Origin of the sequence: Pantoea sp. NPDC088449, from assembly GCF_044753225.1 — a bacterium.
GTDB lineage: Bacteria > Pseudomonadota > Gammaproteobacteria > Enterobacterales > Enterobacteriaceae > Pantoea > Pantoea floridensis.
Genome location: NZ_JBIVMT010000001.1, coordinates 57,579 through 72,367 on the forward strand (window position 1 = coordinate 57,579; position 14,789 = coordinate 72,367).

Below are 14,789 nucleotides of genomic sequence, written 5' to 3' on the forward strand. Positions count from 1 at the left end.
TGGCCTCGCCTTTTTTTGTTTGTGGGGGAAGAATCCAGGCCATAAAAAAAGCACCGCTGTTTCCAGCGATGCTCTGATTAAGACAGGCTGATTGCGCGATTAAAAACTGACGTTGACGCCCAGAGAGGCGCTAGATTCACTAAAGCCTTTACCGCCAACCTGTTGTGCCACGCCGCCCCAGACACCCACGCGATCGAGCACTTTAGCCTCCATGCCGAGCTTCACTTCACCGATATTGCGCGCGCCGGCCTGCTCGATCTTCACGCCGTCCAGCTGGCTACCGTAGCGCTGCGTGTTGTGCAGCCAGTTCACTTCCGCATAGGGCTCAACGATAGCGCTTTTCATCGCAGCACGCACGCCAGCGCGGGTTTGCACATTATTATTGCCGGTGGCGCTGACGTGCGTCCCGTTTTGTTCGGTGTAATCACCCGGTTTCACACCCATCCATACTGCCTGTGCTTTTGGCTGCAGGCGATATTGCTGCTGCTCACCGAACGCAAAGGTATAGCCACCTTCCAGTGATGCGCTGAGGCCGTGCGACTTATAGCTCTCCTGACCGATACCGTCACCTTTCACGCTGTTGTTGAATGTGCTGTAAGCCAGCCAGCTGTCGGCATAGGCACCGGTTTTTGACACGCTGTCCTGCTGCCAGTTTGCGTAAACACCACCGCTGTAACCATTAATCTGGCCCCTGGCGGTGTAGCCGGTGATGGTAGATTTGGTATGGCTTTTCGCATTACCGTAGCCGGCCATCACGCCAAGGCTGAAACGGTCACTGCCGTTTAGACTCCACTGCGCCACGTCACCGCCCAGCTGTGTCATAGCGATATTGGTGGTGCTCTTCAGCTGGCCGGTGCTGTCGTCAAAGCGATTGTGCGACGCTTTATTGCGCAGCCACAGCGTAGTTTTTTCCACTTTGCCGGTCATCGGGTCTCGATATTCGGTGATACCGGACCGATCTGCGGCACTCAGCGTAAACAGATTGTTAGCCGCTGCCAGATTGGCGATATAGCTGCCAACTTCAGGACGTGCGCGCGGTGCATGCTCAGGCGGTGTGATTCCTGGATCAACAGGTATTGTGGGATCAACCGGCGTGGTGGGATCAACCGGCGACCAGCTCGTCAGCTGCCATTTGCCGTTATCGCCTTGCACCAGATCGTAATCCCACGCGCCGCCAACAATGCGGCCATCCTGTTCAAATTTGCCCGCTGCGTTGCCGTCAACCTTGATAAGCTCAATGCCTTGCAGCGTGGCATCACCTTTGCCGCCAGCATTATGCACCTGAACTTTGGTGGTGCCGCTGCTGTCGCCAGTGATATGCAGGTGGTCCGTTGCGGAGTTGTCATCGCCCAGCGCCAGGTTCATTACCAGCTTAGCGTTGTCAGCGTGGTAATTGCCGTTAACGGTCAGGTTTTTAAAGCTTCCGTCGCTGTGATCAAAACTGATGGTGCTGTCTTTTGCTGTCAGGTTGTCAACCGTCGAGTCGCCGGTAATATTCCAGCTACTGTTGTCGCCCAGCGTCAGGTTTTGCAGGTCATGAGCCGCGCCGCGCCAGGTCGAACCGGCGTTCAAAGAGAGAGTGCTATTTAACGTTTTGCTGCGTTCAATATTGATATCGCCCTGCAGCAGAGAATGATTGCTGGCGTTCAGCGTGATGCCTCTGACATCGGCACCCGCATCTTCGCCGGATGCCAGCTTACCCGCTTCCAGCAATGTACTGCCGGACAATACGCTATGATCCAGGTTGATAGTGGTTAACGCTGCATCGTAGGCAAGCACGGCGGGTCCATTTTCAACGGTCAGCGACGTATTATTCAGATTAATATCGCTTTCAGCATGATGGGTTTGGATACCAATCGCATTATCACCTTCAACGTTTAAAATGGAGTTATTAATGCTTATTGTAGGATTGTTAGAGCTTAAATAAGGATTGCCGGTATGGATCGCAATAGTTTTTATACCAGAATTATTGCTGTTATTCATGTTCACCAGCATGTTGTCAGCGGTAAGAGATGAACCGTTTTGTGCAGAAAACGCTGTGCCACCGCTTAAACTGGTTATTGTTGAATTTGAGACATTTAATGTGGAATTAAAGGTTGATAAGGTCCCGTTGCCGCCATGGGTGATTTCAATATCAACATCATTAGCATCAATGGCACTTGAGTACTGTGAGGCAAGTCCACCGGAATTAGCACCGGATGATATTAGCTTACTATTGCTAACCGTTGCAGAAACATCTTTTCCTGAAACATAAACTGCACCTCCACCATATTGGCTGCCAGAAATCGTACTATTGTCAATTTTAATTGAGGTGCCACTTCCAGTTCCGTAAATGCCGGATGACTTCGCATCAATATTTACATTACTGACGTCAACAGTTGATGAATTTGCGTAGAGACCATAACCCGTTGAAGCAACTTGAACATCCTTAATAAATAGTTGTGCGTTATCGAGTGCAGCAATACCGTAACTTGCCGCACCATGGGTTGTTACGTGCGTATCGCTGATAGTCAGTGTGGAACCTTGGCCACTGGCATGAATGGCGTAGGCTTTATCACCGGTCGTTTCAACATTGACATGATTCAATATTCCGCTGGCACCTTTTTTAAAGGAAACGGCTTCTGCGCCATTGTTCGTACTTAATATATCGGTATGTTCAATATTGAATATCGCGTTGCTTCCCGTGGCATAGATACCTGAAGAGCCTGAAGTAATATGCATATTCTTGAGCGTTACAGCCGAGTTTTCACTGTAAACCCCCCAGCGTGCGGAGTTTACCGTTACGCCATCGGCATGAAGAATACCGCTACCTTTAGTATAAATACCGTAGCTTCCCGCACCGGTGGCGGTAATCGAACCGCCAGTGATATCCAGCTGTGAACCACCGCCCACCCAGCCACCATATGATTTTTCACCGCTGGTGATGTAGTCAACGTTAGTGCTGGAGACTTTTCCGCTGGTCTCTGCTGCAACGGCATACGCACCATTTCCCGCCACGTTAACCGTGCTGTCTGCGATGTCCACGAGTGCACCTTTACCTAAACCATGTACGCCAAATCCAGCGGCGTTCACATTCAGATTTTTAGCTTTAATCGTTGCTGCGTTCGCGTACACCCCTTTACCCGAACTATTGATAGTGATATCGCTGGCCGTCAGGTTACCGCTTTTACCCGCAACTAACCCATGTCCGGCTGCGCCTGTGGTGGTAACGCTTCCTCCGGATACATTAATATTTGAGCCTGCGCCAGTAACATAAACGGCGTAAGCACCACTACCGGAAGTGTTAAAATTCACATTGCTACTATAAGCAGTGGCGTTTTTTTCAACGAATAAACCATGAGCATCCGCGCCAGTGGTATTGACATCTTTATCTTTAATATCGAGGATGTTTCCCTGGCCGGATGCGTATTCTCCGTAGGCGGGAGCGGCGAATGCGGGTTGAATAAAGAGTCCTGCTGCTGCCGTAATTAAGGCACCCAGTGCTCCGCGGCGAATAACCTGAATGACAGATGTTGAGGAGGATGATTTAACTTTTCCGCGCGCAAGTTCTGAGGTTACAACATAATTACCCTGGCTATGATTCCAGATGACGCGATAATTTTTGTTCATTTTTTATTCCCGCAAGCAAATTACGCGCGAAAAATAATTTCGTGCGCTGAATGGGTTGGTTGGTGGTTGAGATTAATATGGGTAAGTCGATGCTTTGCGGGAAGGATGATATTTGAATTACACAGAAAATATAATTGAGACTGGTCTTGAATTATTCCATTAACGATAGTTATTACTTATGGGTGAAAAGGGCGCTTGATTTTATTGTTTTTGTTGCCGTGATGGTTTGGCTAATTTTTTTATCGGGATGGAGAATCAGGAAGTATTGAGAGCCTACCCAGCAGGGAGCGGCAAAAACCGCTCCCAAACACCTCACCCTTTCGGGAAAATCCATACATGGTTTTCCGGCAGCGCCAGATGGCAGTGCTGCGGATCGCGCACCTCGTTGCCGTAGGCGCGAATCACAAAATCGTCGCCGACGGTGCGGAACAGATATTCCCAGCGGTCGCCGAGATACATGCTGGTGAGCAGCGGCAGTTCCAGCTGGTTTTCGCCAGGGCCATCAACCAACCTCACGCGCTCCACGCGAATCACCGCCGTGGCGTCCTGCCCCTGTTGCACACCTTCACCCGCTAGCCCCCATAACGCCCAGCCTTTCCCCTCGATCCGCGCTTTGCCGTCACGCAGCTCGGTGATTTTGCCGTGCAGCCGGTTATTGCTGCCCATAAACTCGGCGGTAAACAGGGTTTTCGGCGAGCCGTACATCTCCTGCGGCGTACCCTGTTGCTCGATCTTGCCGTTATTCAGCAACAAAATACGGTCGGAAATCGCCATCGCCTCATTTTGATCGTGCGTCACCATCAACGCCGACAAGCCCAGCTTGATGATCAGCTCGCGCAGGAACACGCGCGCCTCTTCACGCAATTTGGCATCCAGGTTTGAAAGCGGCTCATCCAGCAGGATCACCGGCGGGTTGTAAACCAGCGCGCGACCAATCGCCACGCGCTGCTGCTGCCCACCGGAAAGCTGATGCGGATGGCGTTTGCCCAAATGGCCAAGGCCAAGCTGCGAGAGAACATCATTCACCCGCTGGGTGATTTCAGCGGAGGCCACTTTGCGCAGTTTCAAAGGGTAGGCGACGTTCTCAAACACCGTTTTGTGTGGCCACAGCGCGTAAGACTGGAACACTAATCCCAGATTACGTTCCTCCGCGGGGATCTCGCTGCGCGGCGTGCCGGCGTAAACCTGGTTTTTGCCGATGATAATCGTGCCCTGAGTCGGCTTCTCCAGCCCGGCGACCGCGCGCAGCAGCGTGGTTTTACCGCTGCCGGAGGGGCCCAGCAGGGACACCACTTCACCACGCTGCAGGTTCATTGAAACGCCTTTCAGCACCGGGTTGTCGCCGTAGGTTAAGTGCAGGTTCTCGACCGATAATTCAATCATGTAATTTCACTCCAAAGCGTAAAGCGATACCCAAGCCGACGACCACCAGCAGGATATTAATAAAGGAGAGTGCGGCGACGATATCAATCGCGCCTGCCGCCCACAGAGAAACCAGCATTGAGCCGATGGTTTCTGTACCCGGCGAAAGCAGATAAACGCCCGTTGAGTATTCGCGTTCGAATATCAGGAACATCAGCAGCCAGGAGCCAATCAGGCCGTAGCGGGATAATGGAATGGTCACGTGACGCGTAATCTGTCCGCGCGTGGCGCCGGTGCTGCGTGCCGCCTCTTCCAGTTCCGGACCCACCTGAAGCAGGGTGGAAGAGATCAAGCGCAGGCCGTACGCCATCCACACCACTGTGTAGGCTAGCCAGACGCTGAAGATGGTGCTGCGCAGCGATCGCAGCCAGACCACCAGGTTATCGCGCAGCCACTGCGACCAGGCAAAATCGGAAAGCCAGCCTGATTTCAGCGCGTTGTCCAGCCACATTGGCAGGAACAGGAATACCCAGAGAAACGCCAGGCCCGCCAGCAATCCCGGCACCGCGCGCGGCACCAGCACGCTGTAGTCAAGGAAGCGCGTGGTGTTGTCCGGTTTGCGGTGCATAGCGATGCCGATAAACAGATAACAGCCTACCGCCACGGCACCGCCAATGACGCCGATCGCCATGGAGTTGACGATGGCGCGCAGCAGGTTGGGCTGCGCCCAGATGGTCTGGAACGTTTTGATCGACAGCTCATCCCACAGCGAGACGCCAACGCCCCAGTTGGAGATAAAGGCGCGCAGCACCACGCCGAGCAGCGGAACACCAATGGTTACGGTCAGCCAGAAGGCGACCACCGCACCGGCCACCCAGCGCCATTTGCCCAGCGGCAGGGCGCGCGCCTGCGACGCTTTCCCTTTGACGGTGACAAAGCGGTTGGCGGTGCGCATCAGGCGGCGTTGCAGCATCACCAGCGGCACCGTGATACAAATCAGCACCACGGCCACTGCGGCCATCAGGTGGTAGGACGGTGTGCCGAGTTTATTAGTGAGCTGGTAGAGATAGGTTGCCAGCACCATGTTGCCTTCAGGATCGCCTAGCACTAGCATCAGGCCGAACACTTCCAGCCCGAGGAAAAACAGCAGCACAATGGCATACAGGATTGACGGACGTACCATCGGCAGGCTCACGGCCGTCATCACCTGCAACGGCGAGGCACCGGCGATACGTGCGGCTTCTTCCACATCCGACCCCACGCTGCGCAGGGCTGATGAGATGTAAAGATAGGCGTGGGGCACGTGGGTTAACCCGGCAATCACCACGATGCTCGACATGTCGTAGATATTCCACGGCACAAATCCCAGCAGCGACTGCGCCCACAGCGAGAAGAATCCCACCGGCCCGGCCGCCACCACATAACCAAAGCCCAGCACCATCGGCGAGACAAAAATCGGTACGAGGATCAGTGGCTCAATAATGCGTCTGCCGGGGAGATCGGTGCGCACCATTAAGAACGCCAAAATGCCGCCCAGCGGGATGGCGATGATCACCAGGCCGAAGGCCAGAATAAATCCGCTTCGCAATGCCTTGTAGAAATCGGGATCGGTAAAAATAAATTCGAATGCTTCCAGGCTCCACGCTTTCGACGGAGAGAAGAACGGGGCGGAGAGAAAACTTTGTATCACGATGAACGACAGCGGCACATAGATAACCAGCGCGGTTATCAGCACCACGACGCCGCGCGGCAAGCTTTGCCACTTTCTGCGCAATGTACTCATAATGAGACCCTGAATGGCGAAATCAGATAAGAGAAAGAGAAGCGCGACGCAGCCGCCGCGCTTGCTTACTGCCGTTATTTACCGGCGGCCGTGCGCCACTGTTTGATGTAATCGAGACGTTTTTTCGGCTGCAGATATTCCAGCAGGCTCTCGTCAACCGGGATCGGTTTCAGCGCTTTGCCTAACATTTTGGTCATGCCATCAATATCGTTTTTGCCTTCGATATCGTTACGCAGGGAAGGGATATCGGCCTGATTGGCCAGAATGCTTTGTCCTTTCTCCGACAACACATAATCTAGCCAGAGTTTGGCCGCATTGCTGTTGTGCGCCTGCTGGCTGATAAAGGAGACGCGAGACAGGACCAGGGTGTAATCCTTCGGATAGGAAATACCCAGTGAAGGATCGGTTTTGGCGCGGGCTTCCGCGTAGGAACCGAGGATGTTGAAACCGATCAGGTTTTCGCCGGATGACACCCTTTCCATCATGGTGCCGGTAGAGGATTGTACGGCTAACCCACCTTTGGCGACGTCAGCCAGGGTGGTGAAATAGTGAGGATCGGCTTTGTCATCCTGCACCGAAAGCATGAAGCCAAGGCCCGATTTTTCAATATCGTAGGTGGTGACTTTACTCTTGAATTTGTCCGTCTGGCTGGCAATAAGCTTGGCCAGCGCAGTGTGTGAATCAGGCACGTCAGCGGCGGGAATCAGGCGTTTGTTGTAAATGAAAACCACCGGTTCGTAGGTGGTGCCGTAGGCCTTATTATTCCACACCGCCCACTTAGGGATCTGGCTCAACTCTGGCGATTGATACTCCTGCGCATAGTCGGTCGCCAGCTTCAGGCCGGTGTCCATTGAGGAGCTCCAGACCACATCGCCGCTGCTGCCGCCTGAAGCCTGCTCGCTGATAAAGCGGTTATACAGCTCGGTGCTGTTCATATCGTTATATTCCACTTTGATACCCGGATAAGTGGATTCAAAGCCCTGAATAAGCGGACCGGCCGCTTTGGTGTCGGTGGTGGAGTAAACCACCACTTTGCCCTCTTTTGTCGCGGCATCTATCACGCTTTGATAGTTGGCCGGATAGCCCTGCGGCGGGGCGGCGAAGGCAGAAGAGGCGAGCAGGACAGTAGTAGCAACCAGAGAGAGATGGAAAGTGTTCGACATTATAATTAACCTTTTAGTTACATTTGAGGAACTAAAGGTCAACATAGCCGATCGATTTTGTCAGACAAGAGGTGACAGATCGTTATCTTCACGAAGTGTGATTGTTGGCGCTGTTTAGCCAATTAACACCATTAAAACCACGCACACGGCGGCCTGGCATTTGCGCTCGGTCACACTATTCCGCCTGCGTGATTTTACGGTAGAGCCGACGCGGATGGCCGATATTGCCATACTGCATCTCCACGCCAATAAAGCCGATTTCGACACAATATTCCAGGTAACGGCGTCCAGTGGTTTTGCTGATTCCCACGCTCTCCACCACTTGCTCCACCGACCAGCTGGCGGCGGGCGCAGCGCTAAAAAAGTGCTTAACCCGTTCCAGCGTGATGGTTTCTATCCCCTTCGTCGAGGGGGCAGCGGGCACATCGCTGGTGGGCAAATTGAACAGCTTATCCAGCGCGTGCTGATCAACATTCGTCATCTGGCGCATCGTCTGGACCAACAGCATAAAGCGTTCCAGCGAGGCGCGCAGGCGATGAAAAAACACCGGTTTTAGCAGGTAATCGAAAGCGCCGCTGCGCATCGCGTGGCTGCAGGTTTGCATATCGCTGGCGGCCGTGATGAAAATCACTGAGCACTCAAATTGCTTCAGGAGAGGATCGTCAATCAGCGTGACGCCCTGGCCATCCGGCAAGTAATTATCGAGTAGCACCAGGCGCGGCTGATGCACGCGAATAAGATCTCGCGCCTGCTGCAGCGTGGCAGCAATGCCTACCACGCGCAGATGAAAATGTTGCTCGATAAATTCGCGATGCAAATCGGCCAGATGGGGTTCATCTTCCACAATGACGACATCAAGTGCTTTGGCGTTATTCATGGGATAGTCCTGTTGAAACCTCGGGCTGGAACGGAATGAAAATGGAGAAAATGGTGCCCTGTGGCGCGTTTTCGCTGATCTCAATGCTGCCGCCCGCCTGATGAACATAACCCGCCGCCAGGTAGAGGCCGATGCCGTGTTCGGAACCCAGCATATCGTCGCCGCTGGTGGGTTTGCTGGTCACGCCTTGCTCAAACAGATGCGGTTTTATCGCCTCATCGACGCCGCAGCCCTGGTCGGCGACTTCAATTAACAGCTCGTGATTTCTGTCTGAAATATAGAGCTCGATAGGGTTGGCCGGTGGCCTAACGTTCAGCGTGGCATCCACGGCGTTATCCAGCACATTTCCCACCACGGACATGAGCGCCGTTTCACTCAGCGCGGCGGGAAGACGCGTAAGCTGGCAGGCCGGATCGAATTTCAGCTCGACGCCTTTCTCTCTGGCACTAACATATTTCCCCAGCAGCAGTCCGCAGAGCGCGGGCGAAGTAAAGCGTGCCGAGACAAAATCCAGGACCTGCTGCGCGCCCGCAGATTGCGCATGGATATAGCGCATGGCATCGTCATAACGCTGCATTTGTAGCAGGCCGACCAGCGTCGCCGTCCAGTTCAGCTGTTCATGGCGCATGATGCGTAAATTATCCGCGTAGCGCTTCACCTGGCTTAGTTGGCTGCTCAGCGTATTGATGTCATTTTTATCGCGGAAGCTGCATACCCAGCCGCTGGGCTCGCCGGGCTCCAGCTCAATCGCGACCCGATTAACGATCACCTGGCGCTGATTCAGTACGGTAATCTGGTCATGATGACGATTTGGCTCATGTACGTCACGTTGGCTGAGAAACGCGGGGTGTATCTGCAACACCGCATCAAGCGGTTTCCCCAGCAGCTCTTTTTCACTCTGCTGCAAATCCAGTAATTCCCGGGCGGCACGATTGATCAAAATCAGCTGTTTTTCTGCATTCACGGCAAACACGCCTTCATACATCGCCTCCAGCAACGCTTTTTGCTGCAGCACCAGTAGCGCAATATCTTTTGGCTCAAGCCAGAACATCTGTTTTTTCAGGTTGCGACTAAACACCCATGAAAAAATAAACAGCAGCAGCAGCAGGGCCACACCGTAGAGGCTGGCTTGCCACAGCAGGCTGGCATTGATATTGGCAATATAGGACGTGAGATAACCCACCGAGACAATGCCAATCACCTGATGCTGCGCATCAAAAATGGGGGCTTTGCTGCGCAGGGAAACGCCGATGCCACCTTTGCGTACGGAAATGATGGTTTTGCCTTGCAGCACCTCGGCATTGTCGCCGCCAATCAAGGGCAGATTAAGGCGCTCGGGCGATTCCGAGTGGTAAAGATGTTGTTCACGCACGTCACCTATCACGATGTAACTGGCATCACTTTGGTCGCGCAGCGGCTGAATCAACGCGGCAATGCCCGCGATATCCCGACGCGCCACCTTATCCGCCAGGCCCGGCATCAGCGCAATTTCGCTGGCCTGCACGCGTGCGCGCTGCCCAAGATCGTGATGCAACTGCCTGTCGATAAAATGAAACAGAATTGTGCCCAGCAAAGCCAGCAGCTGGCAGGAAAAAAGCACCAGAGAGAGAAAGAGTTTTACCTGAAAAGGGAGTCTGCGTTTCATACGGCCTGCAGTAAGGAAAACTGGAGAGTGGCATCCAGGCAGACTAGCACGCGAAAATGCAGGCGGTGATCGACTAACGCCAGAGTTGTGAGCTGGCTACAATCTCCTCGCGACGTAAGGGGTGGTTTGTGCTGGTACGTTGAGATCGGGCTTCCCCCTCTTATTCCTGGCCTATCGAGTCGCTGGCGCTAATCAATGGCGTAAATATTCATTCATCACGGCTAATCTATAGGCTTAAAATTTATCAACGCTGCCCCTGAGTAAATTCCGTTTTGGTCTGGAAGCCATTGACCTTATAACCACTACTGGTGAGAATGCCGCTATAAGTTTTGAACCAGATCGCAAATTTTGGGCCTTATGCCCGTTGCAGTGCGGCTGCGAGAGCCGCACTGGATTAACGCCACTTGCACTTATCGGCTAGCGAAAGACGCACCGAGGTAATAAAAGTGCAGGGCATACAGCAAATATCGTTAATGTCGTCACGTGGGTTGAAAAGGCCCGTTTTTTGCTGCGTCTTTTCACTGCCGATCGACATGTCTTGCGTTACGTAATGGGTGCAATAAAGCGCCAGCGTTTTTTATTCTCATTACAGGAAAGATAAAAATTTAATTTAAGTACACATTGATGAATGCGGTATCTGCGTAATGCAAAAATCGCCGCATGAAAGCGTAACTTGCTGAAAAACAACTGAACTCCTGTGAGTGCAGCGCAGCTTCTTTACGCCAAAAAAGAGAGTTAACTGTTTTCAGTACACGGGTAGCTGTAAGCCTGGGGCGGTAGCCTGCCTATTTTAGCAGCTGAAAACAGAATGAGATTGCTCAGTTTATATGGCGATTATCTTATTACGCTTTTTTTTATAGCCAGCATTTCCCGGCTTTTTTAATTAGCCTGAGGAAACTCTGAAATACCTATCCCATAAATGTTAAGCAGGGCGAAAGCAACGTGTAGTGATAGTTATCGATTAATCACCATTGCGTTCACCGATGTTTTTATCCGCCCGCAATTTTAAAGTCGACAGAGTCCAGAGGTCATATGCAAAATCCCGTTAACGACGTTTTACTCAGCGTCATTGTGCCGGTGTATAACGCCGCAGCGTATCTGGAGCGATGCATTGATAGCCTGCTAAAGCAGGATGAAACCCGTTTTGAAGCCATCTTCATTAATGACGGTTCCAGCGATAACTCGCTCGCGATATTACAGCATTACGCCCATTACCCGCATTTTCACATTATCGATAAAGCCAACGGCGGCGTCTCTTCGGCACGCAATCAGGGCATTCGCGCCTCGCGCGGCAAACTGCTGTGCTTTTTAGATGCGGATGATTTTCTGCCGCCCAGCGCGTTTGCCACCTATGTGCACCTGATGCAAAACCCGGTCGCGCTGGTGGTGGGGGAGTCGCAGCACTTCACGCCGCAGGGGCAGCCCCTTGATTTCCCGGCCAACGCCACCGATACGCGCCAGCTGGCTTCGTCTGCGGCTATCAACGATTTGCTCTATTTCAATCCCCGTCACGGCATCTGCGATAAGGTGTTTCGCGGCGATGTGATTCGTCAGCATCAGCTTAGCTTTAATGAAGAAATTTATAACTTTGAAGATCTGCTGTTTGTGATTAATTACCTGCATCTGCAACAGGATCGCCAGGTGATATTTACGCAACGGGTGGTTTATCACTATGTGGTATCGGATAACTCCGCGACGCGCTCGGCACTGCGGGAAAAGCACTTCTCCTTTGCGCGCTCCTTTAATGGTATGCAGGCGTTTTTATCTGCACAGCACAGCCGTTGTTATTACCATCTCTATTTAAAAGTCACTTCATCTTATATCTATAAAGCGTTGTACAGCGACGGATTTAGTCGCGCCTTTGTTGATGAATATATCTCACTCTACCGCCGCAGCTTTAAGTCTTATTTCACATCAGGATTGATGCTCAATCCGTGGAGTCTGTACTTTGCGCTGTTTTTCGTCAGTCCACGACTGGTATCGCGTCTGCGCCGGCTGGCACAGAAATAAACGCTGAGGTTGAGTTGTGAAAGATAAATTAAAAAACTCCATGTGGATGATCGCTGAAAAGCTGATTGCGGTGTTCGGTCTGATATTTGTCACTTCCTATGTGGCGAAATATGTAGGTCCCACCACCTTCGGCATTATCTCGATCTCGATGCTGGTCTTTCAGTTCATTCAAAGCATCGCGCTGATGGGCAGCGATGTCATTCTGCTGAAACGTATATCGCAAAACCGGCACTCCGGTATGCGCTTAATGATGGCCACGTTCCTGCTGGTGTTGGTGATTTACTGCGTGCTGGCAGCAACGGGTATGCTGATTATGGGCGAGGAGTGGAGTAGTGAGGCGCTGGTATTTATTTGTGCGGCGGCCATTGCCTGTCTCTTCTCGTCACTCGATTTGGTGAATATCTACAATGAGGCGATGCTTAATGCCCGCCTGAATGTCATCGCCAACCTGGCGGGGTTGGCAATCAGTTTAACCGTGCGCTTCTTTATTTCCTGGTTTGAACTGGACGCCAGGTTATTGGCTATTCCTATCGTGCTGGCCACCTTTATTCCGTTCGTCATTAAGCTCGCCATCTTTCTTAAATATCATCGTCAGGTGCCTATTCCGGCCATTCGTCAGATGAAAAAGTATTCACGCTATATGGTGGCCTCGGGTATTTCCCTGGTGTTTTCCGTGATTGCTGTCGCGATCTATACGCGTGTTAACCAAATCAGCGTCTCCTATTTCCTTGGCGTTAAAGAGGCGGGCATTTTCTCGGTGGCGCTGACGTTAGCCACCGCGTGGGTATTTTTACCCAATGCCTTGCTGGCTTCATTTTTCCCGGCGTTCTTTGCCGAACGTGATGATGAGCAGTCGATTATCAAGGCGCAGAAATTACATCTGCTGGTGATTGGCGTCTCATCAATGGTGATTCTGGCTATTTGGTTGCTGTCCGGATGGTTCATCCGCGACTTTTACGGTGCCGAGTATCTCGATGCGGTAGCGCCAACGTTATTACTCAGCGTAGGGGCGATGTGCGCGGTGCTTAGTAGCGTCATGGATCGCTTTATTATTAAGTACAACGGTTATCGTTATTTGGTGAAGAAAACCTTCGTCGTGTTAGTCATCTGCGTGGCGTCATCACTGTTATTGGTACCGTATTTTGGTTTAAACGGCGCGGCAATGAGCGTGGTATTAACCGAGTTCCTCTCCTTCTCGCTACTTAATTACTTTTTCCCTGCTCAGCCAGTTATGCGTATTCATCAAGTGTTTATCAACCCCAGGAAACTATGGCTGTTATTTAGCAATATCAAAACCTCAGACAGTAAAGAGAGTTTATCATGAATGAAAAACCCCTATTTAGTCTTATCATTCCCGTCTATAACTCACAAAAAACCATTAAGCGTACTTTGCTGAGCGTACTTAAACAGACGTTCAGGAATTATGAGGTTATTGTCGTTAATGATGGCAGCAGCGATACAACCCCGAAAATACTGGAGGAGTTTAGCGCTTATTCGCAAGTCACCGTTATTCACCAGATTAATGGCGGTGTTAGCGCGGCGCGCAATAGCGGAATGCAACAGGCGCGTGGTGAATATGTACTCTTTCTCGATGCGGATGATTGGGTGGATGATAACTTCCTAATGATCTTCAAACAGAATCTTGATGCCTGGCCAGCTGAAACTGTCGATTTGATGGTAGGAAACCTCAATGATAACCGCGTGGGGAAGGTATCGCAGGCGGGCTTCTTCAGTAATGAGGATATTCCCTACGTGCTCGGTGAACTGGAGATGAGCGATAACATCGGTTATCTGCATAACAAATGTTATCGCCGTCAGATCATCGAAGAACTGAATCTGCGCTTTTTAGAAGGCATCTCCATGAGCGAGGATTTATTGTTCAACCTGAAGTTCTTTAGCTGTATTAACAATTTCCTGGTGACTCCGGGCGCGGCTTATCACTATGAAGATGTGGAGGCATCATTATCCAAGCGTAAGGTGCAATACAGTGAGCTGAAAGTGAGAAAGCAGTTTCTGACGGCACTTTATGACGCTATTATCAGTAAATATCACTCCAGCGATCTCGATTATTTCCTGAAAGGCATTTCAAAACGCGTATTAGCGTTAGATATGCAAATCGTGACCGCAATGTATCACTCTTCGTTTTCACCTGCGGATATTGCCCAGGAAATTAATGAAATTAAGCGGGGGAAATACTCAAAAGGTATTTTCATACTGCTAAATAAAAATGAAAAACTGAAGTACATGATTATGAATTTGAATACTCTCACAGCGTACTATTTTCTTTATGCTCTCTACAGGATGCGCGCATTCTGATTCTCCCTTCATACTTCACGCTGC

General features: G+C 51.5%; 9 protein-coding genes. 3 read left to right on the forward strand and 6 right to left on the reverse strand.

All coding sequences use genetic code 11. The annotated features are described in order from the left end of the window. Positions 1-99: 99 nt before the first annotated feature. From ACIP6T_RS00300 to ACIP6T_RS00325, 6 genes are all read right to left on the reverse strand, one after another. Positions 100-3,609, reverse strand: coding sequence for an autotransporter outer membrane beta-barrel domain-containing protein (locus ACIP6T_RS00300; protein WP_400454720.1), 3,510 nt, complete (start codon positions 3,607-3,609; stop codon positions 100-102). Positions 3,610-3,921: 312 nt separating this feature from the next. Then, positions 3,922-4,992 (reverse strand): ABC transporter ATP-binding protein, encoded by a 1,071-nt coding sequence (locus ACIP6T_RS00305; protein WP_400454722.1) that lies wholly within the window; start codon positions 4,990-4,992, stop codon positions 3,922-3,924. Further along, positions 4,985-6,754 carry an iron ABC transporter permease gene (locus ACIP6T_RS00310; protein WP_097094801.1) on the reverse strand — a complete coding sequence of 590 codons (1,770 nt, stop codon included), beginning with the start codon at positions 6,752-6,754 and terminating at the stop codon, positions 4,985-4,987. The genes ACIP6T_RS00305 and ACIP6T_RS00310 overlap by 8 nt, the downstream gene beginning before the upstream one ends. Positions 6,755-6,828: 74 nt before the next feature. After that, a complete protein-coding gene (locus tag ACIP6T_RS00315; RefSeq protein ID WP_400454725.1) occupies positions 6,829-7,917 on the reverse strand; it encodes an ABC transporter substrate-binding protein in 1,089 nt (362 codons plus the stop codon). A gap of 175 nt (positions 7,918-8,092) precedes the next feature. Beyond that, positions 8,093-8,794, reverse strand: a complete 702-nt coding sequence (locus tag ACIP6T_RS00320) for a response regulator (RefSeq protein ID WP_400454728.1) — start codon at positions 8,792-8,794, stop codon at positions 8,093-8,095. After that, complete coding sequence (locus ACIP6T_RS00325) at positions 8,787-10,439, reverse strand: ATP-binding protein (protein WP_400454730.1); 1,653 nt, start codon at positions 10,437-10,439, stop codon at positions 8,787-8,789. Before ACIP6T_RS00325 ends, ACIP6T_RS00320 begins: the two co-directional genes overlap by 8 nt. Before the next feature lie 1,032 nt (positions 10,440-11,471). On the opposite strand from ACIP6T_RS00325, the gene ACIP6T_RS00330 reads away from it, so the two are divergent. From ACIP6T_RS00330 to ACIP6T_RS00340, 3 genes are read left to right on the forward strand one after another with little or no spacing between them, the layout of a single operon-like run. Next, the gene (locus tag ACIP6T_RS00330; protein ID WP_400454732.1) at positions 11,472-12,449 is read left to right on the forward strand and encodes a glycosyltransferase family 2 protein; all 978 of its coding nucleotides are present in this window, start codon (positions 11,472-11,474) and stop codon (positions 12,447-12,449) included. Between the two features lie 16 nt (positions 12,450-12,465). Further along, positions 12,466-13,773 carry an oligosaccharide flippase family protein gene (locus tag ACIP6T_RS00335; protein ID WP_400454734.1) on the forward strand — a complete coding sequence of 436 codons (1,308 nt, stop codon included), beginning with the start codon at positions 12,466-12,468 and terminating at the stop codon, positions 13,771-13,773. Continuing rightward, positions 13,770-14,765 carry a glycosyltransferase family 2 protein gene (locus ACIP6T_RS00340; protein WP_400454736.1) on the forward strand — a complete coding sequence of 332 codons (996 nt, stop codon included), beginning with the start codon at positions 13,770-13,772 and terminating at the stop codon, positions 14,763-14,765. The genes ACIP6T_RS00335 and ACIP6T_RS00340 overlap by 4 nt, the downstream gene beginning before the upstream one ends. Positions 14,766-14,789: the final 24 nt, after the last annotated feature.

Bases quoted from the DNA above. Each gene is read 5' to 3' on its own strand.
- ACIP6T_RS00300 (WP_400454720.1), bottom strand. From the start codon at position 3,609: ATGAACAAAAATTATCGCGTCATCTGGAATCATAGCCAGGGTAATTAT.
- ACIP6T_RS00305 (WP_400454722.1), bottom strand. From the start codon at position 4,992: ATGATTGAATTATCGGTCGAGAACCTGCACTTAACCTACGGCGACAAC.
- ACIP6T_RS00310 (WP_097094801.1), bottom strand. From the start codon at position 6,754: ATGAGTACATTGCGCAGAAAGTGGCAAAGCTTGCCGCGCGGCGTCGTG.
- ACIP6T_RS00315 (WP_400454725.1), bottom strand. From the start codon at position 7,917: ATGTCGAACACTTTCCATCTCTCTCTGGTTGCTACTACTGTCCTGCTC.
- ACIP6T_RS00320 (WP_400454728.1), bottom strand. From the start codon at position 8,794: ATGAATAACGCCAAAGCACTTGATGTCGTCATTGTGGAAGATGAACCC.
- ACIP6T_RS00325 (WP_400454730.1), bottom strand. From the start codon at position 10,439: ATGAAACGCAGACTCCCTTTTCAGGTAAAACTCTTTCTCTCTCTGGTG.
- ACIP6T_RS00330 (WP_400454732.1), top strand. From the start codon at position 11,472: ATGCAAAATCCCGTTAACGACGTTTTACTCAGCGTCATTGTGCCGGTG.
- ACIP6T_RS00340 (WP_400454736.1), top strand. From the start codon at position 13,770: ATGAATGAAAAACCCCTATTTAGTCTTATCATTCCCGTCTATAACTCA.